General features: G+C 33.2%; 23 protein-coding genes. 8 read left to right on the forward strand and 15 right to left on the reverse strand.

Annotated elements, in window-relative coordinates; translation table 11 throughout:
• Nucleotides 1-132: 132 nt before the first annotated feature.
• The 5 genes from HX049_RS16740 to glyA all read right to left on the reverse strand — a co-directional run bounded on the left by HX049_RS16740 (nucleotide 133) and on the right by glyA (nucleotide 5,936).
• Nucleotides 133-978, reverse strand: coding sequence for a hypothetical protein (locus HX049_RS16740; RefSeq protein ID WP_286417357.1), 846 nt, complete (start codon nucleotides 976-978; stop codon nucleotides 133-135).
• Between the two features lie 85 nt (nucleotides 979-1,063).
• The gene (locus tag HX049_RS16745) at nucleotides 1,064-1,975 is read right to left on the reverse strand and encodes a hypothetical protein (RefSeq protein ID WP_041890891.1); all 912 of its coding nucleotides are present in this window, start codon (nucleotides 1,973-1,975) and stop codon (nucleotides 1,064-1,066) included.
• A 112-nt stretch (nucleotides 1,976-2,087) separates the two neighbouring features.
• Nucleotides 2,088-3,461: an aldehyde dehydrogenase gene (locus HX049_RS16750; RefSeq protein WP_286417359.1), complete on the reverse strand. Its 1,374-nt coding sequence runs from the start codon at nucleotides 3,459-3,461 to the stop codon at nucleotides 2,088-2,090.
• 95 nt (nucleotides 3,462-3,556) lie between these two features.
• Nucleotides 3,557-4,423, reverse strand: a complete 867-nt coding sequence (locus HX049_RS16755; RefSeq protein ID WP_286417361.1) for a hypothetical protein — start codon at nucleotides 4,421-4,423, stop codon at nucleotides 3,557-3,559.
• Between the two features lie 238 nt (nucleotides 4,424-4,661).
• Nucleotides 4,662-5,936, reverse strand: coding sequence for a serine hydroxymethyltransferase (gene glyA, locus HX049_RS16760; protein ID WP_006259129.1), 1,275 nt, complete (start codon nucleotides 5,934-5,936; stop codon nucleotides 4,662-4,664).
• Between the two features lie 109 nt (nucleotides 5,937-6,045).
• On the opposite strand from glyA, the gene fahA reads away from it, so the two are divergent.
• Both fahA and HX049_RS16770 read left to right on the forward strand, forming a co-directional pair.
• Nucleotides 6,046-7,329 carry a fumarylacetoacetase gene (gene fahA / locus HX049_RS16765; protein WP_041890884.1) on the forward strand — a complete coding sequence of 428 codons (1,284 nt, stop codon included), beginning with the start codon at nucleotides 6,046-6,048 and terminating at the stop codon, nucleotides 7,327-7,329.
• Nucleotides 7,330-7,460: 131 nt separating this feature from the next.
• Nucleotides 7,461-8,126 carry an SMI1/KNR4 family protein gene (locus HX049_RS16770; RefSeq protein ID WP_286417365.1) on the forward strand — a complete coding sequence of 222 codons (666 nt, stop codon included), beginning with the start codon at nucleotides 7,461-7,463 and terminating at the stop codon, nucleotides 8,124-8,126.
• Between the two features lie 114 nt (nucleotides 8,127-8,240).
• On the opposite strand, the gene HX049_RS16775 is transcribed toward HX049_RS16770, so the two are convergent.
• Both HX049_RS16775 and HX049_RS16780 read right to left on the reverse strand, forming a co-directional pair.
• A complete protein-coding gene (locus HX049_RS16775; protein WP_286417367.1) occupies nucleotides 8,241-8,597 on the reverse strand; it encodes a four helix bundle protein in 357 nt (118 codons plus the stop codon).
• A gap of 582 nt (nucleotides 8,598-9,179) precedes the next feature.
• Nucleotides 9,180-10,112 carry a hypothetical protein gene (locus HX049_RS16780; RefSeq protein WP_286417369.1) on the reverse strand — a complete coding sequence of 311 codons (933 nt, stop codon included), beginning with the start codon at nucleotides 10,110-10,112 and terminating at the stop codon, nucleotides 9,180-9,182.
• A 273-nt stretch (nucleotides 10,113-10,385) separates the two neighbouring features.
• Here HX049_RS16780 and HX049_RS16785 point away from each other — a divergent pair, with 273 nt between their 5' ends.
• The 3 genes from HX049_RS16785 (at nucleotide 10,386) to HX049_RS16795 (ending at nucleotide 11,725) form a co-directional block, all read left to right on the forward strand.
• Nucleotides 10,386-11,111: an SDR family NAD(P)-dependent oxidoreductase gene (locus HX049_RS16785; protein ID WP_286417371.1), complete on the forward strand. Its 726-nt coding sequence runs from the start codon at nucleotides 10,386-10,388 to the stop codon at nucleotides 11,109-11,111.
• 117 nt (nucleotides 11,112-11,228) lie between these two features.
• Complete coding sequence (locus HX049_RS16790; RefSeq protein ID WP_286417373.1) at nucleotides 11,229-11,435, forward strand: hypothetical protein; 207 nt, start codon at nucleotides 11,229-11,231, stop codon at nucleotides 11,433-11,435.
• The gene (locus HX049_RS16795; RefSeq protein ID WP_006261015.1) at nucleotides 11,435-11,725 is read left to right on the forward strand and encodes a type II toxin-antitoxin system RelE/ParE family toxin; all 291 of its coding nucleotides are present in this window, start codon (nucleotides 11,435-11,437) and stop codon (nucleotides 11,723-11,725) included. The genes HX049_RS16790 and HX049_RS16795 overlap by 1 nt, the downstream gene beginning before the upstream one ends.
• 46 nt (nucleotides 11,726-11,771) lie before the next feature.
• Here the strand turns inward: HX049_RS16795 and HX049_RS16800 are convergent, their stop codons facing one another.
• Nucleotides 11,772-12,662, reverse strand: coding sequence for a hypothetical protein (locus HX049_RS16800; RefSeq protein ID WP_286417375.1), 891 nt, complete (start codon nucleotides 12,660-12,662; stop codon nucleotides 11,772-11,774).
• Nucleotides 12,663-12,773: 111 nt separating this feature from the next.
• The gene (locus HX049_RS16805) at nucleotides 12,774-12,956 is read right to left on the reverse strand and encodes a hypothetical protein (protein ID WP_006259138.1); all 183 of its coding nucleotides are present in this window, start codon (nucleotides 12,954-12,956) and stop codon (nucleotides 12,774-12,776) included.
• A gap of 282 nt (nucleotides 12,957-13,238) precedes the next feature.
• Between HX049_RS16805 and HX049_RS16810 the strand changes: the two genes are divergently transcribed.
• Nucleotides 13,239-13,679 (forward strand): hypothetical protein, encoded by a 441-nt coding sequence (locus tag HX049_RS16810; RefSeq protein ID WP_286417377.1) that lies wholly within the window; start codon nucleotides 13,239-13,241, stop codon nucleotides 13,677-13,679.
• A 51-nt stretch (nucleotides 13,680-13,730) separates the two neighbouring features.
• Here HX049_RS16810 and HX049_RS16815 read toward each other — a convergent pair whose 3' ends face one another.
• Nucleotides 13,731-14,678: a DUF7638 domain-containing protein gene (locus HX049_RS16815; protein WP_286417378.1), complete on the reverse strand. Its 948-nt coding sequence runs from the start codon at nucleotides 14,676-14,678 to the stop codon at nucleotides 13,731-13,733.
• A 1-nt stretch (nucleotide 14,679) separates the two neighbouring features.
• A complete protein-coding gene (gene ytxJ, locus HX049_RS16820; protein WP_041890859.1) occupies nucleotides 14,680-15,018 on the reverse strand; it encodes a bacillithiol system redox-active protein YtxJ in 339 nt (112 codons plus the stop codon).
• 163 nt (nucleotides 15,019-15,181) lie between these two features.
• On the opposite strand from ytxJ, the gene clpB reads away from it, so the two are divergent.
• A complete protein-coding gene (gene clpB / locus HX049_RS16825) occupies nucleotides 15,182-17,770 on the forward strand; it encodes an ATP-dependent chaperone ClpB (protein WP_041890853.1) in 2,589 nt (862 codons plus the stop codon).
• Nucleotides 17,771-17,854: 84 nt separating this feature from the next.
• Here clpB and HX049_RS16830 read toward each other — a convergent pair whose 3' ends face one another.
• From HX049_RS16830 to HX049_RS16845, 4 genes are all read right to left on the reverse strand, one after another.
• Nucleotides 17,855-18,829, reverse strand: coding sequence for a 3-oxoacyl-[acyl-carrier-protein] synthase III C-terminal domain-containing protein (locus HX049_RS16830; RefSeq protein WP_286417381.1), 975 nt, complete (start codon nucleotides 18,827-18,829; stop codon nucleotides 17,855-17,857).
• 215 nt (nucleotides 18,830-19,044) lie between these two features.
• On the reverse strand, nucleotides 19,045-19,887 hold the full coding sequence (locus HX049_RS16835) for a J domain-containing protein (RefSeq protein WP_286417383.1): 843 nt from the start codon (nucleotides 19,885-19,887) through the stop codon (nucleotides 19,045-19,047).
• A 99-nt stretch (nucleotides 19,888-19,986) separates the two neighbouring features.
• Nucleotides 19,987-20,856 (reverse strand): hypothetical protein, encoded by an 870-nt coding sequence (locus tag HX049_RS16840; protein ID WP_041890843.1) that lies wholly within the window; start codon nucleotides 20,854-20,856, stop codon nucleotides 19,987-19,989.
• Between the two features lie 122 nt (nucleotides 20,857-20,978).
• Complete coding sequence (locus tag HX049_RS16845; RefSeq protein WP_041895269.1) at nucleotides 20,979-21,170, reverse strand: hypothetical protein; 192 nt, start codon at nucleotides 21,168-21,170, stop codon at nucleotides 20,979-20,981.
• A 218-nt stretch (nucleotides 21,171-21,388) separates the two neighbouring features.
• Between HX049_RS16845 and HX049_RS16850 the strand changes: the two genes are divergently transcribed.
• The gene (locus tag HX049_RS16850) at nucleotides 21,389-21,607 is read left to right on the forward strand and encodes a putative signal transducing protein (RefSeq protein ID WP_041890840.1); all 219 of its coding nucleotides are present in this window, start codon (nucleotides 21,389-21,391) and stop codon (nucleotides 21,605-21,607) included.
• The last annotated feature ends 136 nt before the right edge of the window (nucleotides 21,608-21,743 follow it).

Raw genomic sequence — 21,743 nt, forward strand, 5'->3', positions numbered from 1 at the left:
CGGTTAACACTTCCTGCTGTAATGGCGTGTTCGGGACTTACACCCTAGAGTTATCACCCATGCTGGGCACACATAAATAAGGGTTAGAAGCTAAAGCTTCTAACCCTTATTTATGTATTGAATTAGTTCTGATTACTTTTTCTTCACTTTTACATTTTGAGAAGTTGTATTAACCATCGTGATATTAACTCCTTCATCTGATTCTATATTAACCGTAACATCTAACTTACCTTCTATAGATTCAAAATATTTCTTCTCCATATCATAAATAACTTCTTTAGTACCGCCTCCCTTCATCTCAGCAAACTTAGTAGAAGTACTCTTAGAGGTGATCGTTGTCTCAATAACTAAATGTGCTTTATTATTAGCTATTTTGGCTATTTTATTGACTTCTTTAGTTGTTACCTCCACTTCACTTTCTTCTGATAATCTCATCTTTTGAGCGTTAGTAGACTCAAATTCTTGATTCACTTTTATAGGATCATTCCCTAAACCATTTCCATTAAATAAATCATCTAACATTACAACCAAGTCTCCTTCTAAACTCTTGTACTTAGCACCTAATGATTTAGATAGTTTTAATCCTTTTCTTGCATCTACACTTCCCTTAGTATATCCTTTTATAGGCCCTTCAGTCTCTGTATTTACAACTGATTTCCCTTCAAAATCTCTAGTAACTCTCTTCTCTAAGTCCAAATCAAAGTTAAGAGCATTCTTCTTCTTAGTTGTCCAATGTAATGTATAACTTGCATTAGATTCTTTAGTCTCATAAGTAGGATAAGAATTCTGCCCCTCTTTATTAATCATTTCAATGATTTCTTTATTACCTACAAGGTTAGTAATCGTACTAAACTTATCATTTGAAGTTATCTCATAAGAGCTACCTGGCTGTAAGTCAAGTAATAAAACAACAGATTCTTGTGCTTGTACCTGAATAGAAAGTGCTACACAAGAAATAAAAAACAGTATCTTTTTCATCTTTTTTAATTAAAATCAACACAAGGTAATTACTTTTTAACAATTAAACTATTCAAATATTAAAAGCTTTTCTCTGCTAGATTTCTTATTTCAATAAACTCACATTGTAAATTAAGCTTCTTAGATCTTGTTGGATTGTTTTTACGGTTGCTTGAAGTTCATTATTCATATCAGACATTAAATGAATTCCGTCTGATTTAAAAAATCCACCTTTGCCAAAATAGAGTTCCTCTTCCTTTTTACTAATCTCTTCATCAAAAGCAAAAAACAACCATCTATTCTTTAGTGTTTGTATTAGGGATAATTTGCCTTCATTACTAAACGATTTATCATTCATCACTCTCCATACCGCAGGAGGAAATGCAAAATTATCATTCTGTTCAAACCAAATATTACTAAGTAAACTTCGATTCGTTTTTAGTTCTACTTTTTTGCCTTTCGGATTCAATAACAAAAACCCTAGTCCTGTACCTACTACCCCACCTGCAATATTTAACCCTTTATTCGTATTATCATTTGTAATCAAGGCTGTAGATAATGTAACTGCTGCACCGATCGCGATAGAAGCAACTGTTAGTTGAGTATTGGTAGTTCCATTTTTAGCATCCAATACCCTTGCTAGTTGATCATATCGCTCCCCATTACAATCAAGTTCTGCTGCCAAAGCATCTATCTCTGTCTGAAACAATTGAACTCTAATAATAATCTGTTGCTTCGCTTCTAATCTCTCTATAGGATCTGTACTATTTATAAACTTAGCCAACTGAGGCACTAATCCCAGATGAGACGCTAGTCTATAATCATGAGTAGACAACTTCTGTTTAACACCTAAATCTTCAAACGCCCTTTGCTCTTCAGTGGTATCATCTGTATACACAATGTTAGGCGCACAGTAATTCTCTTGCAAAACAGTCACTCTTGAACTTTTAATAACTGATGAACAAGACGCTAAGAAAGTACAGCCTATAAGCACTATTATTAGTTTAATCCATTTCATTATACTTATTTTTAATTCAAAAATAGTTAATATTAGTTAAAATAATTATCTTTAACCAATATTTTTACAATAAAAACAAAAGAGATAAGCATTACACTTATCTCTTATTCTTTTACTTAAATAACCTTCTTAACCAACTCTCTTTCCCTTTTGTATAAGGAGGATATTTCATATTAGATTCAAACCAAAATGGCTTGTGCAAAATACTTTTAAAATGAGTAAACGCTTCGAAACCATATCGTCCATGATAACTCCCCATCCCACTAGCACCAACTCCTCCAAAAGGCAAAGTACTTGTGGTTAAATGCATTAAACTATCATTGACTGCACCTCCTCCAAAAGAGACTTCTCTTAAGATCTTCTTTATAAGGCTCTGATCCTTGGAATAAATATAACATGAAAGAGGTTTAGGTTTTTCTTTTACTTTCTCAATTACCTCATCTAATGACTCAAAAGCTATAATAGGCAATATAGGGCCAAATATCTCTTCTTGCATAACACTATCTTCCCAAACCACATTATCAAAAATTGTAGGGCTTATAAAACGTTTTTCTCGATCTATAAAACCTCCATAACATACCTTCTGGGGATCAATTAGTCTTACTAATCGATCAAAGTGGTGTGTATTAATAATCTGTAAATAGTGAGAAGGTAAGGTTCGACTATCTTGTGGATAGATCTCCATTTCTTTTTGAAGCAAATGAATTAGCTTATTCTTTATCGACTTTTCTACTAATAGATAATCAGGAGCCACACAAGTCTGTCCTGCATTCAACAACTTCGCCCAAACAATACGTTTAGCCGTTATCTCTAAGTCACAATCTTTTAAAATAAACACAGGACTCTTTCCTCCCAGTTCTAGTGTAACAGGAACTAAATTCTTCGCTGCTGCCTCATACACTATCTTTCCAACGGCAGTACTTCCTGTAAAAAACATCTTATCAAACTGTAGACTTAATAATTGTGTAGTTTCTTCTATTCCACCCTCTATGACATAGAGTAATTCTTTTTGAAAAGCGTTATTAAGTAATTCAGCTAATACATTGGATGTATGCATTGGTAACTCACTAGGCTTTATCATTACTGTATTTCCTGCTGCTATAGCTGTCAAAGCAGGTAATAAAGACAACTGATAAGGATAATTCCACGCACCAATAACTAAAGTTACACCTAATGGCTCTGGCATTATATATCCTCTTCCTGGGAAGTTGATAATTCCTGTAAAAACTCGTTTAGGCTTACTGAGTTTCTTAATATTCTTAATAAAGTAATCAATCTCTAGATAAACAATAGACAACTCTGTAATATAGGTCTCAAAAGAAGACTTTCCAAAATCTAGATAGATCGCTTCTGCTAACCTCTCTTCATTGGTTTTTAGCAATTGTTTTAGCTTCTTTAATTGTGCAATGCGAAAGCTAATATCCTTCGTTTGATTGCTATTAAAGAAGTCCTTTTGAGCTTTAAATATTGAGAGTATAGTGTCCATAGCGTAATAGTTATCCTATCAAAGATATTCATTTTACAGATATGATAAAGTGATACAAAAAACGAGACTTATAGCCTCGTTGGTTATTACGGAATTTAAAGAATAACTCCATCGTTATAATAAGTCAAAGTTCCTTTCTCTGTTAGGTAAATCACTTTATTCTTCGCTAATACTTTTAGACGTATTACCATCTCATTTTCTTGTTTAGAAGATTTAGGTAATAGTACTTGCCAATTCTCTATTTTACTAAGATCAACACTTAATTGTCCTTTTAAGAGATTTTTACCAGCAGAAAGATAAATAGCCTCCTCCGTATGACAATAATCTCCTGCACCTAATAATTCAATATCATCTCCATTGTCCTCGAAAACAGACTTACTATATACTTCTAAGATTTCTTTTGCTGTATAATCTTTAAACTGAATAAGACTACCACTGTACATCAGATGCTCTAGCCCTGAAGTAAAATATACCTGTTCTCTATCTTCAAAGAAATTCACTACTGGTAATAGCTCCATTTTAACCTCATTCATATTTAAATCAATAAAACTCTTATTTTCTGTATCAAAAGCAATAATATCTCCACCCCATTCTCCATAATTAAAACCTCCCCAAATAACATCACTCCTATCTATAAAATAAGTTGAAGGAACAGACATGCCTTCTTTCATTCTTATTTGAGTATTCATAGTTTTTTGTTGATTGTATATTTTAGATGTAGAGACATCTTCTATTCCTTTATCAGTGAATAAATAGCCAGCACCTTTACTAGTATATTGTACTCCATTCACCTTATTAAGACTAGTGTAGATAATCTTCCACTCCTTATTTTGATAAAAGAGAAGATTCTTATTATTAGCAACTGCAATTAACTCATCCTCTTTTAAACTAATATTATTTAATTGTGTATATCCTGCAACTTGGATTTCCTCTACTAGTTTTAAATTAGCTTTATTATACACTGATACTTTATTCTGTCCCTTTAAGACGTATACAAGTGAATCAGAAACAACAAAGTCTCTGACTTTCTATCAAAGACTTTACACTACTCTTTTTAACCTTCTCTTATCAATAAGGCTCTTAGGAATGACAAGAATGCTTACTAATATACATTATCTCCTCTTAGTACAACTATTTATTAAACAAAAAAAGGGACTCGTCTCTGAGTCCCTTTCAGTTATAATTATATTTTTTAATGGATTACCAAACGAACATTGGTCTTTCTTCCATCATTTCATTTACTTCGTCTGCTACTTCCTCTAAAACAGCCTCATCAGTATGATTCATCAATACTCTATCGATAAGGTCTACGATAGTTTCCATATCAGCTTCTACTAAACCTCTTGTAGTAATAGCTGGAGTACCAATACGGATACCAGAAGTTACAAATGGAGATTTGTCATCGAAAGGTACCATATTTTTGTTTACTGTGATTTCAGCTTTCACTAATGCTTGTTCAGCTTCTTTACCAGAGATATTCTTATTTCTTAGGTCGATAAGCATCATGTGGTTATCAGTTCCACCAGAGATAATGTTATATCCTCTCTTCACGAAAGCAGCAGCCATAGCTTTAGCATTTTTTTGTACTTGCATCATATATTGGAAGTACTCATCTGTTAATGCCTCACCAAAAGCAACAGCTTTAGCAGCGATAATGTGCATTAAAGGTCCTCCTTGATTCCCAGGGAATACAGCACTGTCTAATAAAGCAGACATCATACGTACTTCTCCTTTAGGAGTAGTTAATCCGAATGGATTAGGGAAGTCTTTCCCCATCATAATCATACCTCCACGTGGTCCTCTTAAAGTCTTATGAGTAGTCGTAGTGATAATGTGACAATGAGGTACAGGGTCATTCATTAATCCTTTAGCGATTAAACCTGCAGGGTGTGAAATATCAGCCATTAAAATAGCCCCAACGCTATCTGCAATCTCTCTGAAACGTTTAAAGTCCATATCACGAGAATAAGCAGATGCTCCAGCGATGATTAATTTAGGTTGCTCTTTAGTAGCTACCTCTTGTATTTTATCATAATTTAATAATCCTGTCTCTTGATCTACTCCGTAGAATACAGGATTGTATAACTTTCCTGAGAAGTTAACTGGTGATCCATGAGTTAAGTGTCCTCCATGAGATAAGTCAAAACCTAAGATTTTGTCACCTGGTTTAAGACATGCAAAGAATACAGCTGTATTAGCTTGTGATCCAGAGTGAGGTTGTACGTTAACATACTCAGCACCGAATAAAGCTTTGGCACGGTCTATCGCGATTTGCTCTACTACGTCTACTACTTCACATCCGCCGTAGTAACGTTTATTAGGGTATCCCTCAGCATACTTGTTAGTCAAACAAGAACCTGCTGCTTCCATAGTTTCTTCACTTACAAAGTTTTCAGAAGCAATTAATTCAATACCATGAATTTGTCTATCTTGCTCTTCTACGATCAGGTCGAAAATTTCTGAATCTCTTCTCATTTAGTTTGTGTGTTTCGTTAATTTGATTCCAAATGTACAAAAAACGTTTGTTATATTCAGTCTTAATTATATATTTGAATATACTATTAACTTAAACAAAAAAACAATTATGATGATTAGTGCAAATGATCCGATGAGGAAAACATGGTTACCAGTAGAGAGTGATTCTGACTTTCCAATTCAGAATATTCCTTTCGGTGTTTTTATCACCAAAGATGATATTATAACTATAGGAACTCGTATCGGAGATTATGCCATTGATTTGAGTGCCTTACAAATGCTTGGATATTTTAAAGGTATAGAGCTGACAGATGATGTTTTTTTACAAGACACACTTAATGACTTTATCTCTAACGGCAAAAAAACATGGCGAGCGGTAAGAAATAGAATCGCTGAGATATTTGACAAAAACAACGATGAACTAAAAAACAATACTAAACATAGAGATGTTGTCATCTTCAAAATAGAAGATGTAGAAATGCAATTACCTGTGTATATAGGAGACTATACTGACTTCTACTCAAGTAAAGAGCACGCTACCAATGTTGGGACCATGTTTAGAGATCCTGATAATGCTTTATTCCCTAACTGGCTTCATATCCCGATAGGGTACCATGGTAGAAGTTCTACTATTGTTCCTTCAGGAGTAAATGTAAAACGTCCTGTAGGACAGACCCTTCCTAAAGGGGCTACCACTCCTATATTCGGAGCGTCACAACGTGTAGACTTTGAACTAGAAACTGCTTTTATTACTACAGATGCTAACCTAATGGGAGATAGTGTACCTGTAGATGATGCTGAAGAGTACATCTTCGGTATGGTTCTTCTAAATGACTGGAGTGCTAGAGACGTTCAGACTTGGGAATATGTACCACTAGGGCCATTCTTAGCTAAGAACTTTGCATCTTCTATCTCTCCTTGGATCATCACTTTAGATGCTCTTGAGCCTTTTAGAGTAGCAAGTCCAAAACAAGACCCTACTCCTCTCCCTTATCTACAACAAACTGGAGATAAAGCTTTTGATATCAAATTAGAAGTTTATATACAACCAGAGAATAGTGAAGATAAACTAGTCGCTGAATCTAACTTTAAATATATGTACTGGACAATGAGTCAGCAATTAGCTCATCACACTGTAAATGGATGTAAAGTAAACTCAGGAGACTTAATGGGCTCTGGTACTATATCTGGTCCTACTCCTGATAGCTACGGTTCTATGTTAGAGTTAACTTGGGCTGGTAGTAAACCTATCACCATGCCTGATGGTAGTACTAGAACATTCTTACACGACTATGATACAGTAACAATGAAAGGATACTGTAAAAATGATGAAGTAAGAATTGGTTTTGGTGAAGTAAGAAGTACTTTACTTCCTGCTACAATCAAGTTTTAAAACACTATACTGATCAAATATAAATGACATACAAAAGCGTGAAGTAACTCTGTTATTTCACGCTTTCTTTTTGAGTAAACCTATACTCTTTTCTAATTATTAAGTACATTTGAACCTTCAATACTATGACTATGTACACAGAACAAATCAAACGCATCAAAGAAAAAATAAGTCAACTTGACAAATTAGACCAAGACTTGGAAGTATTCGGTGCTGATACACATGAATATATATTAAACCCTGTATTAAGCGAGAAAGAAGTAACACAATTTGAAAAAGAGCATCAAATCAGTTTACCAAAAGACTACGTAGCTTTTATTACACAAGTAGGAAATGGTGGTGTGGGTCCGTTTTACGGATTACAAACACTAATGGAAGCTAGTGTAAACGAAGAACTAATGATAATCACAGGAGAAAACACTTCTTCTCTTTTGCAAAAAGCTTTCCCGCATACTCAACCTTGGAACCCTATTGAGGCACTAGGGGAAATAGATAATAAGATAGAAAAAGCTGCTGAAGAAGGAAACGAAGAATTAGAAGAGGAACTATACGAAGAGAGATTAGAAATAATCGGTGGCGAAGAGCACGATTATGGAAGACTTAACTTATGTGACTATGGATGTGGTATTACCCTATTCCTTGTTGTGACTGGTGACCAAAAAGGAATTATGTGGACAGACGACAGAGTCAATGATGGCGGATTATACCCAAGTATTGAGCTAGAGAACGAAGCTAGTCTGTCTTTTCTAGACTGGTATGAGCTTTGGTTAGATAATACTATAGCTGAATTTGAATAAAACTCAGTATACATAATTGAAATAAAGAAGCGTGAAACGCCCCGTGCGTATCACGCTTTTTTTAATAGCCTAATAGTCTTTTTAGCCATAGTCTGTACATGGTAAGTTAACGTCTTATTCCTTTTTCTTTTTCAACGATTTGATTAAAGTGTACAGCATGCTTCTGATCTCTGTAATAGTAGAATCGTATTGAGCTATATTCTCTAAATAATTCAGATCATGTGCTATCACTAATTGAGTTTCTAACTCTGCTAAATTTCCTAGAGCTATGTATAGAAACTGTTTATACTCCTTATTCCCTTTTCTAGCACTCCCCTCAGCTATATTAGAAGGAATAGCTACAGCACTCTGCCTTAACTGACTGCTCAGTCCATATATTTCCTCTTTTGGGAAGTCTTTTGTAAAATCATAAACAGTAGAAACAAACTCTACACTGTACTTCCAAACCTCTAAATCGCGATGTGTATTCATAATTAAATTTTAGTCGAAACTACTTATAATAATGCTGGTATAGGCTATCATAAATATTACGAAATAATTAAGTTATCGTAAAGTAGAGATTATACACTCCTCTATCTTTCCTTTCCTAACCTGAGTTCGATTACTATTAGTTCTTTACAATTACATAAAACGTAAAAACAAAACAACACTATAAGCAACTACACAACAACGCATTTTATCACCATACTTAAAGATAAGTGCGTGAAAAATCTGTTTACTATCAGTCTTTATTTACAAATTAAGGATAGTTTTATTTTGATCTACTAGGGGATTGCTTGAGGTTTTCTTGCACCTTTCTTGCACCTTTCTTCGACAAAACTACCTTCTAGGCTAGAAAACCCCTAGAAATCTCCTAGCAATCCCCTAAGAAGTGCAAGCCAAGTGTTCTTGTTCTATTCCTAAATATGAGTGTCATTCTATATTAATACCATGATACACTAATGGATAAAACCTCTTTAGTCCAATTGAGGTTCCTAACTAAAAAAGCCCCTTAGTATGATCACTAAGAGGCTTTAAAAAAAGTACATTATTTACTCTGAAAGTAAATCGTAATTAACATCCTATACTTTCGTGCGCCGCTACGGGCTGTATAGAAACATTATTATTGATTGTATCTGACAGATACAATGTCGGTCTAGAAATATTGTACTCCGTAGAAGTATTAATCAATATATCTATTATATTATCACCATTAAGATCACCACTAAAAATCACTTTAGGCACCTGTCCCTCTTCAAAGTACTTCTGAGATAATAGCATCATTTCGCTGACTTGTTCTCCATCTTTTATCTCCATACGTAGAGTATAATTCTTCACATAATACTTAGGCATTTCATAACCTTGCCCTACAGAGTTTAAGAAGTCTTCTTCGCTTACTCCATTAAGCTTTCTTGTACCCGTAGCATATAAAGTGTATTCCCTACCTTTAAATGAAATTTGTACTTTCTCGCCAGGATAGATATATGAAGGAATATTTGCCGTCTCTACAACAGCCTCTTTCAGACTACTATTTTTCTTCTCTATAAACATTAGACAAGCTTGTTTTCCACTATTAGAAATAGCTACTCCACTCACTTCGTCTTTTTCTTCACTAGTATCTGCAAGAATCTTAGATACCAGAGGCGCCATAGCCACTAACTTATAAGTATTAGTACTATCCGATATTAAGCCTAGCCATTCTTTTGACTCTATTCTTTCAGGAACTTCATCTGCATGAAATGCCCCAGGTGTAAGAAGCGTATTGTCAAATGAAAAATGCTTTGGATAATCCTTAATATTTTCGGTCCCAGACACTATACTATAGTGTTCAAAACCATCGTCATCTGTTCCTAAGTTGCTGATGACTATTTCTTCAGGTTTTAGGTTAGCGTAACCAATATTCCGCTCACCCTCAGTAGATACTTCTTCTACTTCTTTGTTTTTACAACTGTTCATAGCTAGCCCAATTGTCAAAACTATCACTGCAATTAGTGATTTTCTTTTCATCGTTATTTCGTATTTTTAAGGTGGTGCAAAAGTATATGTTCTTCTGATATCCCAACTATAAAAACCCTATTTTAACACTACACATAATCAGTTAAATAACACTCACTTAAATACTAAAACAATAATACCTCATTGCTATTTAATGTCAAAACACTTAAAAAGCTTCCCAATGAGTTTACTATACCTCTTCTTTTTGTAAATTGCTGATTCTTAAAAATAAGATGAACAGTAAAGATAATCTTCATCTTTTACACCACATAAATGCAATACATCATGAATGCAAAAACATACTTAATATTCGGAGTAAGCAAAGGCTTAGGAAAAGCCATCACTCAATATATTCCTAATGAACAAGATATCGTTTATGGGATCTCTCGCACTAGACCTAATTATTTAGATAAAAACGATCAGAACAAACATTGGATAGCAGGAGATTTATCTCATCCTAGTCAAGCTACTAACGACTTAAAAGAAACAATAGGGCAACAAAAAATTGATTATTTAATCTATAATGTAGGGATATGGGAACACAATGCCTTCTCAGATACATACAGCTTCCATGATAATACACAAGAAGAAATCATCAATATGATTAATACCAACATCTCTTCTTGTATTCTAATGATTCAAGCCTTTATAGAAAACCTAAAGTTATCAGAGAATGCTAAGATTATCTTGATAGGATCTACTTGGGGATTAGACAATCACACTGGAAAAGAAGTTACTTTCTCTGCTACAAAGTTTGCTCTACGAGGCATTATTCATTCACTAAGAGAAAATTTAAGAGAACACCTAATCGGAGTATCGATTCTAAATTTAGGTTATTTAGCAACAGAATATGGATGTGAGGAGCCAATAGAGACCATTATAGAACAATCTAACGGAGAACTTATCCCACTACAAGATGTCTTACAAGCAATCCGTTTTATTATATCAACATCTAAAGCATCTTGTGTAAAAGAAATCAATATGCCTGCGATGAAGGATATAAATATGTAGCAAAACAAATATCAACAAAACCATAACACACTGAATGTCTTAAAAATATAAAATAAAAAAAATCTAAACCTGTATTTTATTTATACCTTTGTAACAGATATTAAAATCACAATACTTATGAAAACTAAACACACAGAAAATCAAAACAAAAACGGATCTTGTGTTACTCTCTGCAATAACAATATTAGCACAGAAATCATAAGTAATACTATATCACAAGAACATAAAAATTTTATAGATTCTAGATTAGAACACTATCATAACAATCCAGATGACTTAATGGACTTTGAAGAATTATTAAATAAATTTGAAAAAGAGCTATAGTGTATATATTGGTAAACAATTCTTTAGTTGAACAAGATATTAGATTTGCCTTTGATTACTACAAAAGTATATCACACAAACTTGCAAAAGAATTTATACAACAATTACAAAAAGCAAAAGAGAACATAATATTATACCCTTTCAGTAATGATATAGTCTATAATAATGTACGTCTACATAAGTTAAAACAATTCCCTTATCACATACATTATATTGTAGAGGAAGATAAAATGAAAATTATCATTCTCGCTATTGTACATACTAAAAGAGAATATTCTAAATACAAATAAAAGAGGCTGTCCATGGACAGCCTCTTTTATTTGTATTGGTTGTTTACTAACATCCTAAATTCACTAAAGCCGCAACAGGTTTTACTGTTACTGCTCCTGATTTACCTTCTGATAGATACAACGTATATCTACTCATATTATAGTTATAAGTAGTATTAATTAGAAAATCAATATTTCCATCTCCATTTAAATCTCCTACAAAGTCGATTGTTGGAGTAGCTTCTTCTAAACTTGATAAATCTAATAAAGTGATTACCTTATCTTGTCCCTTAACCTTTAAGAATAAACTGTATTTTTTAATCTCATACCCTTGTACCTCTTCTCCTTCTTCATTTTGGTAAGTATAGGCTACTCCTTTTTCTCCTTTAGCGAAGAGAGTATAGGTTTTTCCCTTAAATATAAAATCTTTGCTCTCGCCTGGATATATAGTCTTAGGCAAATTAACTGTTTCTAAGTTACTACCTTGAGTTAATACTCCTTCATTTGTCATGAACACCACTTCACCCACACTCTTAGCAGAGACTTTTACCCCTGTCATTTGTCCTGCCTCATCTAATACTACATCATGTATTAGTTTAGTAGTAGGATTTACTTTATGTACACTATATGTACCATCTGTTTCCTTTATTAATCCTATCCAAGACTTACTACTTACATTATCTACTATTTCTCCTTCATGATACTCACCTGTCATAATTAAATCATGCTTAAACTTAAAAGAAGTTGGATAAACTGTAGGGTCATAATAATCTTCCTCTCCTTCTACTACAGCCTCATCTACTATAGCTGTAGGCTCCTCTTCTCCTTCATTAACAGAAGTTGTTGTTTCCTCTATAGGAGTTTCTGTTGTAGAAGATTCTTCTTGTTTGTCTTTACAAGCTGTAGTTAAACCAACTATAGCCGTAAATACGAATATAGACATCAGTCTTTTCTTCATAATTTGCGAGTTTTAAAACCTTGCTAAAATAAAAATATTCTTGCTTCATACAACTCCTAACTCACAGACAATAAATAATTACAAATCAAAAAGTTATATCAAAAAGAATTTTTATCTCCAAGTACAAGAGTCATTTTTACATCCAAAATTAAAGAAAGCTTGTAAAAACAAATACAAAACTGGAATCATCAAAATCCACAATTCTGCATCTAAAGCTTGAAATAAAAGTAATACTCCTAGACCTAGACGAATCCACCTCATCACTGTCCATTTCTTAAAATATGCAATAATCATCTTATATCATTTAGTACTTCAAAGATAGGTAACGATAATCTTACCTACTGTTACATAAGTTACAGACTCTCTCTTTTAAGATGACGACATTAACTTCTTCAGGAATTCGTGTCCAATAGATGGGGGCTCTTGCTGGAAAACCTCATTAACAAGAATATTACATGAATTGACAAAGAAGAAAGAATAACTTTTCATTATTTAATCCTTGTGTAACAATTGTTACTTCACTTGTCTACACTATCTGCTACTTTCGCTGATATATAAACCATAATATAGTAAACAATGAGAAAATTAGTTTTAGCCATCGCTTTATGTTCTATCGTAAGTGCTCAAGCAGTAGCCTACAATACAGTAAACAATGAAACATCTATTGTTGCTTACGAACAAGATACTAAAGGAGATAAATATGCTATTCTAGTACAATCTATAAAAAACCTACGCTCTTCTATAATGACTGGAAGTGAAATCAAACAAGCTAATCCAAAAGCTGATTTCCAAATCGTAATCATGGGGCAAATGGTACAAGACTTAAACAATAAAGAGCTACGTGCTGAATTAGATGCTGCAAATAAAGCAGGTATTAAATTAGTAGTATGTGAATTTGCATTAAACGTTTACGGTGTAACATTGAAAGACTTGCCTTTGTACTTTATCGGAACACCTAATGCGCATAAATACATGTTTCAGTTAAATGAAAACAACTACAATACACTTTCTATTTAATTAAGAAAGTCCCCCCTGTATTTATGACAAAAGAGGCCGAAAGCCTCTTTTTTATTTTACCTCATCTGTATTCCATTGATCCCAATATTCAGGTCCATATATAATGTCTATATACTCTCCATCTTTACTGTCCATATCTCCTAAATACATCTGCATATGTTCAGGGATACGTTCATAAGCTATTTTTAATGCTTCTTTTAATTCATCTGTAGGATTCTCTTGATAAGCTTCTAAAGCCTCTCTACACAACTGAAGTAAAGATTTCTCTCCATTTAACTGTCTATAGTCATCTTCTAATTCTACGAATATCTCTTCAATCTCATTACTATAAAACTCCTCTACTATTGTAAATTCTCCAAGGTTTTCTATTATCACTTTAGCCCCATTAGGAATGGTACTACAGACAATACCTTCATCTATCAAAGCCCTTAAACGTTCAAAGTCTAAAACTTTTTCTTCTCCACAACCGTGAATTAAGATCGTTTTATCTTTAAAAAGTAATAATTGCACTAAATAATACTTCCCTTCAAAGACATAAAATAGACTGCGATTCTCTCCTTTTATTTTAGTAGGAAAAAAGTGATCTACATTAACTGTATCAATTTTATACAACGTTCCTGTTCCTGACTCTCCTACTGTGACGCCATTGACTTTTCGCTCTTGATAAGTATATATATTTGTCCAATTAGGATTAAGCTCTAATACCAAGCTTTTTATAAACTCAATATACGTCTCAGGTGTATAATACCACTGCCCTTTATCTATTTTCCAAGATCCTAGATTAAAACAAGAGATTTCCTCTCCGTCAGGTATATTAGTGACAACCCATCCTTTCTGTACATCTTTAATAAAATGTTCAAAATCTTCAAAGTTCCAATCCGCTATCCTCCCATCTTCATAAACATCAAAATGTGTAAAATGGTAGCCTCCATTATGGATAATACCTGGTGTTTTCACCCCTTGTAAAGTTGTCGTTCTATAAACTAGTGTTCTACTCATCCTATAGTCTCAACAGTAATTTCTCAGTATCAACACCATCTATACTCTCATGTGAAGTATTAAAGACCGCTTTTCCTTTAGAAACAATGATTAGTTGTGGTGACTCGTGATGCACATCTAGTTCTTCTTTTACCTCCATAGACTGAAGTCTATTATTCACTACATCTACTAGATAACAATCTACACCAGTAGGATTAGTAAAGCTTGCTTCAAAATTTCTTAATGCAAATTTACTAATATGGCATCGAGGACTGTGTTTAAAAATAATTACTGCTTTATCATTTGAATTAGCAATCAGGTCTTTTACTTGACTACTTTCTGTTATATTGATCCATTTCATAAGACAAAATGTTAGTGTGGTTTACATTACTTAAGCGAATTTATGACTTTTTGACATCTTTTACTAATAAGAATAATTCAAATATTGCCAAAAAGTCTTAATTTTAATATTGGAACACCTTTTGTCTATTACGATATATCCAAACAAATAAACGATTTAGTATATGAACTTAAATAATTTTACAATAAAATCACAAGAAGCCCTACAACAAGCACAGGTAATCGTGCAAGGGCTTGGACAGCAACAAATAGAAAACGAGCATATCTTTAAAGCGATAATGGAAGTAGACGAAAACGTTACTCCATTTATCTTAAAGAAATTGAACATTAATGTAGATACATTTAAATCTGTATTAGATGCTACAATCTCTAATTTTCCTAAAGTAGCTGGTGGACAAATGGGCTTATCAAGAGAAGCAGGTACTGCTATCACTGAAGCTCAGGCTATCGCTACGAAAATGAAAGATGAGTACGTATCTATTGAGCATTTAATCTTAGCGATCTTTAAATCAAAAAGCAAAGTAGCTCAGATCTTAAAAGATCAAGGTGTTACAGAAAAACAACTTGAAGCAGCAATTAACGAAATTAGAAATGGAGCAAGAGTAACTTCTGCCTCTGCAGAAGAGACATACAACTCATTAAATAAATATGCGAATAACTTAACGCAATTAGCTAACGAAGGTAAGCTGGATCCTGTAATCGGTCGTGATGAAGAGATCAGACGTGTGTTACAGATCTTGAGCCGTCGTACTAAAAATAACCCAATGCTAATCGGTGAACCAGGGGTTGGTAAAACAGCTATTGCAGAAGGATTAGCACACCGTATCGTACAACAAGACGTACCTGAAAATCTAAAAGACAAGCAAATCTTCTCATTAGATATGGGGGCATTGATTGCTGGTGCGAAGTACAAAGGTGAATTTGAGGAGCGTTTAAAATCAGTGGTTAAAGAAGTAACTTCTGCTGAAGGAAATATCATCTTATTCATTGATGAGATTCACACCCTTGTAGGTGCTGGAGGTGGTGATGGTGCGATGGATGCGGCAAATATCTTAAAACCTGCATTAGCGCGTGGAGAACTTCGTTCTATCGGAGCAACTACATTAGATGAGTATCAAAAATACTTTGAGAAAGACAAAGCTTTAGAGCGTCGTTTCCAAAAAGTAATGGTAGATGAGCCAGATACAGAGAGTGCTATCTCTATCTTACGTGGTATTAAAGAGAAATATGAAGCTCACCACAAAGTACGTATAAAAGATGAGGCGATTATTGCTGCTGTTAATTTATCAGAGCGTTATATCACCAACCGTTTCTTACCAGACAAAGCTATTGACCTTATGGATGAAGCTGCGTCTAAATTGAGAATGGAGATTAACTCTAAACCAGAAGAACTAGATGTACTTGATCGTAAGATTATGCAATTAGAAATTGAGATTGAAGCAATCAAACGTGAGAACGATGAGGATAAACTTAAATCTCTTGGATTAGAAGTTGCAAACTTAAAAGAAGAAAGAAACGATATCTATAGTAAGTGGCAATCTGAAAAAGAGGTTGTTGATAAGGTACAAGCTATCAAACAAGAAATAGAAACTTATAAACTGGAAGCTGAAAAAGCAGAACGTGATGGTGACTATGGAAAAGTAGCTGAGCTTAGATATGGTAAGATAAAAGACGCTCAAGAAGAACTTGAAAAAGCTCAAAAACAATTAGACGAGAACCAAAATGGTCAATCGCTAATTAAAGAGGAAGTAACAAGTGATGATATCGCTGAAGTAGTAGCAAAATGGACTGGTGTACCTGTTACTAAAATGCTTCAAAGTGAAAGAGAGAAACTACTTCACTTAGAAGATGAATTACACAAACGCGTGGTAGGTCAAGAAGAAGCAATTGAAGCGATTAGTGATGCAGTACGCAGAAGTCGCGCTGGATTACAAGACCCTAAAAAACCAATTGGTTCATTCCTATTCTTAGGTACTACTGGGGTTGGTAAAACAGAGTTGGCAAAAGCATTAGCTGAATATCTATTTGATGATGAGAATGCGATGACTCGTATTGATATGAGTGAATATGGCGAAAGACATAGCGTAAGTAGATTAGTAGGAGCGCCTCCAGGATACGTAGGATATGATGAAGGTGGTCAATTAACTGAAGCTGTTCGTAGAAAACCTTACTCGGTAGTGTTATTAGATGAAATTGAGAAAGCACACCCTGATACATTCAACATTTTGTTGCAAGTATTAGATGAAGGACGTCTAACAGATAATAAAGGACGTTTGGCCGACTTTAAAAACACAATCATCATCATGACTTCTAATATGGGTAGTCATATCATCCAAGAGAAGTTTGAGAATGCTACAAATATAGAGCAGGCTTCTGAAGATGCTAAAGTGGAAGTATTAAACGAGTTAAAACAACAAGTTCGACCAGAGTTCTTAAACCGTATAGATGAAGTAGTGATGTTTACTCCATTGAGCAAAAATAATATCTTACAGATTGTAGATATACAACTACAAAGTGTATTCAAGATGCTTGCTCAACAAAACATACATATGGAAGCTACTGCGGAAGCTAAAGAGTTCTTAGCTACTAAAGGCTTTGACCCTGAGTTCGGTGCACGTCCTGTAAAACGTGTTGTACAAAAAGAAGTGTTGAACCGATTGTCTAAAGAGATTTTATCTGGTAATGTAAAAGCTGATAGTATGATCTTGTTAGATTCGTTTAACAACGAGTTGGTCTTCAGAAACCAACAATAATATTTAGATTGATTAGTTAGTTATAAAATGAAAACACCCTAAGTTAAGATGACTTAGGGTGTTTTTTATTGCGTATACTTTTAATTAGTATTCCCAAAGCATTAATCCTGCCTCATAACCAGCGCCTAGTGTCCAAAACAAAATCTGTTCTCCTTGTTTAATCTTCCTTACTCTTCGTTGATATTGATCTAATGCTAAAAAAGGACTTGACGAACCAGTATATCCTAATTCATGAGAATAAAAAGGCACTTTATCATCGCCTAAATTAAAATACTCTTTGATTAATTGTACATTTTTATAAGAAAACTGAGAAAACATAAACAAATCTATATCTTCTAAACTCATTTTATTTCTTTCTAAAAATGATAGTAGTTCTTTCTTTATGAAATCCACACTCCCCATTCCATCAAAGGAACGATCCCACACTAATACATCTTCATTCTTAAACTGAGAAAAACCAGCAGGCGGATAAGACACTGTATCAGCAATATCACTATCTGTATGATACATTACATCTTTTAGTCCTCTACTTTCTCCATCTTTATCAAGGATAAAAGCAAAAGCAGAATCAGAAAAACAAAATGCTGTAATTGGATTATTATTATCAACTATACGACACAGATTCTCTGCACATACAATTAATGCTCTCTGCATTCTAGGAGTACATTGCAAATATTTAGTCAACTGATCTAATGCTATAAATGCTCCAATACAATTGGCATTTAAATCAAAGCACATAGTTTTCTTCTTTGCATTCAACATTTGATGTAACTTGATAGAAGCTGATGGTACTAAAAGCTCCGGTGTAGCAGAAACTAAAGCAATAACATCAATATCTTCAATATGCAAACCACATTCTCTTAATGCTCCTTCTGCGGCTTTAGTAGCCATAGTAATTGTTGTTTCTGTAGAATTTCGATCTAGAATAAATCTTTTTTCCCTTCCAAGACTCTGTTGGATTCTTTGCATTGGAATATTTCTTTGCTCAAAAGAAGCTATCACACACTCATTTGTTTCATAACTAGTTGGGTGATAAAAATAGGTCTGTTTTATTGTCATAATTATAAATTTTAATAGTAATTCAATTACATAAATTTATAAACCCTACTAGTTAAAAAATTAAAACTATTGAATTTTAACACTAAAACCATACTTTATAACATCTACTAATACTAACAAAAACAACCTTTTATACAAAAAACATATTCTAAACACCTTTATTCACTACCTTTTATTTTCAAATAAAAGATGGTAAAAAGGGTCTTAAACACTAACTAAAAAACTGTACTATCTATAACTCTACCTTTTTTAAACTTCACACTACTCTTACCATAATACCAAATCTCGATATCTCCTTGTTCTTTTATATCTGTAGGATCTCCTTGTACAGCCCATACATCATTCTTACTCGCTCCTATTTTAAATGCTTTCTTAGTTTGAAACTCATCTTTCAGGTTATCTGTTTTAGAACTTGGTTTAGTAAGCTTTTCTTCTTTACTTATTTTAGTTGTCTCTGTCTTCTTTTCTACAGAGATTTCCTTTTTCACTTCTTTTGCCTTATCAGTTACTGGTATTTCTTTCACACTTTCTGTATGTTGATACTCCTCTTCTTTTTTTTCGGCTGTATAAACCTCTCTTCTTACCTCTACAGGCTTCTCTTCTACTTTCTTTATATTCGCTTTAGGTTTTGGTAATTCTTGCTCAACAACCACTGTTTCTTGAACCTTCGTATCTTCACTCTCACTAAATGTATAATAAACTAAATACCCTCCTAAAACAACGATAATACCAATAACCACAAATAAGAAAATATAGGCATTATTACTTCCTGTATCTACTATCTTTTCTTTCTCTTTAGGGATTTCTTGTTTATCCTCAGGTCTAGAATAGACAGGTACCTCATAGCCATTAGCTATATTATACTTTTCTCTCTTTTCTCTATCTCCTAATGTAGCACAAGCTTCATTCAGTTGTTCGAACATCGTCTTATAGAATAAACTACTCGGATTCTTATCTGGACTATAACGCTCATATAAAGACTGAAAAGCACGCTTGAGCTCTTCCTCTGATACGGTAGGATTAACTCCCAACACTCTATAATAATTAACCTTACTCATTTAAACAAATCAATTTATTAACAAAATTAACAATAACAAATCAATATAAGTTTAACTAAACAAATACTTTTATTACAAAGTCTAGTGATAATAGAAATATTACTTCTTTATAAATTGTGGATTTTTAGGTTGAAAGATATTTTGTAACTTTTTAGATAGACGCTTTAAAGTATTAGAATGTTTAAGATAATAAGGTATTTGATCTAGAGGAATACTTCTAACATTAGCGATCATCTCATCTACTGTATAATTATGCATAAAGGATCTTTTTAACCAATCTGATATAAACTCATCCCATTGGTCTTTATTCCCCCAATAATGCCCTATAATATGATCAGCAGACGTCATATCTCCAGCCGCTCCTAAAGCTAAAGAAAAAGCAAGTTGTTCTTTTGTAAATGCTTTAATATTTGCTTCACACATTTGGTCACTTATATCTAAAGCCTGTTTAATACTTGAAAAATTAGCTTTTGATACACCTATAACACCGGCATTCCACATACAAGTATTTTCAGTAATAAGAATTCCACCATAAGTATTGTCTTTTAATTCCTTCCAAAACCTCTTTCCGGTTTTTGTAGTAAACTTGTTGAGTTGCCCTTCATCTATATGCATAATACTAGTCCCTTGTTCTAATTTATCACTTAGAGGAGCTAATGACTTATAGACAAAAGTATCTACATCTAGGTACAATAAATCTTTCTCTGGATACTGCTGAGCGATATACTCTAATGCCTTTATTTTTACTCTAAACATATATTGGTACTTCCCTAACCAATCTTTAACAAGATCCTTATCTAAAGATTCTACCGTTATTCTTCCTTTTAATTGATTAAACAGCGAAGGTTCTTCAGTCAATACAATAATATTATCACTTGCTCCTTTATGAGCCAATACGGTATATATAGAGAAAAAAACTTGTTGATAATAACTCATCTTATTACCAAAAATCAAATAAACAATATTCATTCTAAATATTAAATTTGAAACAAAAATACAACAATATAACAAATACCATATATCTATATAACAAAAAAAAGATCTACATCCATAAAGAATGAGATCTTAAATCATTAATTCCAATATTTTATTTATACCGCCAGCTCTCTTACGATTTGATGCCACATGATGGGTAAGTCTGTTATGCTACTCCATTTCTCAAAACCAATGTTCTTCACTATCATTACGGCATCTGATATCTGCTTTTTGGAAGTACTTTTATTGACAATTGATTGCGCTATACTACTCAACTGACTAAACGCCTTTGTTTCCTCTATTTTCATAATCATACAGTTAAATGAAACCTCTTCTCTTGCTCTTATTATTGACTATAGATTAATCACTTATAAGATCTTTTTATGTTTTATAATTCTTTTATTAAGATACTCCTTTTTAGAGTAATAACAAAACTTATATACTAATTCATATTGATTTTAACTTATCTTTTATAGTCATCTAACTAAAAAAGTTATACTTTAGAAAAGAACAAACACAAAAGATTATGAGTCACAAAAAACTATTTGCAGGCAGTGAAATAATGGTATTGGCTGTTAGAAACATTCTAGACGAAAACAACATCTCTTATATCATCAGAGATGATATACAGTCAGCCATAGGCATCGGAGCAGGTACTCTAGATAGAGCTGTACATATCCTGGTCAATGAAGAAGACTTAACTAGAGCACAAACTCTATTAAAAGAAAACGATTTAGAAGAATAATAAAAGGGGCTGTCTCATAGCAAAATGAGACAACCTTCTTTGTTATGATATTTTTCAAGCTATTTTCTGTGATTTTTTTCAAATATTGAAACCTCAAGAGTTCAAAAACTATAATAAAGATAAAAGTTAGTAAAAA

The organism is Myroides odoratimimus (assembly GCF_030326305.1).
In the GTDB taxonomy this organism is placed as follows: domain Bacteria; phylum Bacteroidota; class Bacteroidia; order Flavobacteriales; family Flavobacteriaceae; genus Flavobacterium; species Flavobacterium odoratimimum_A.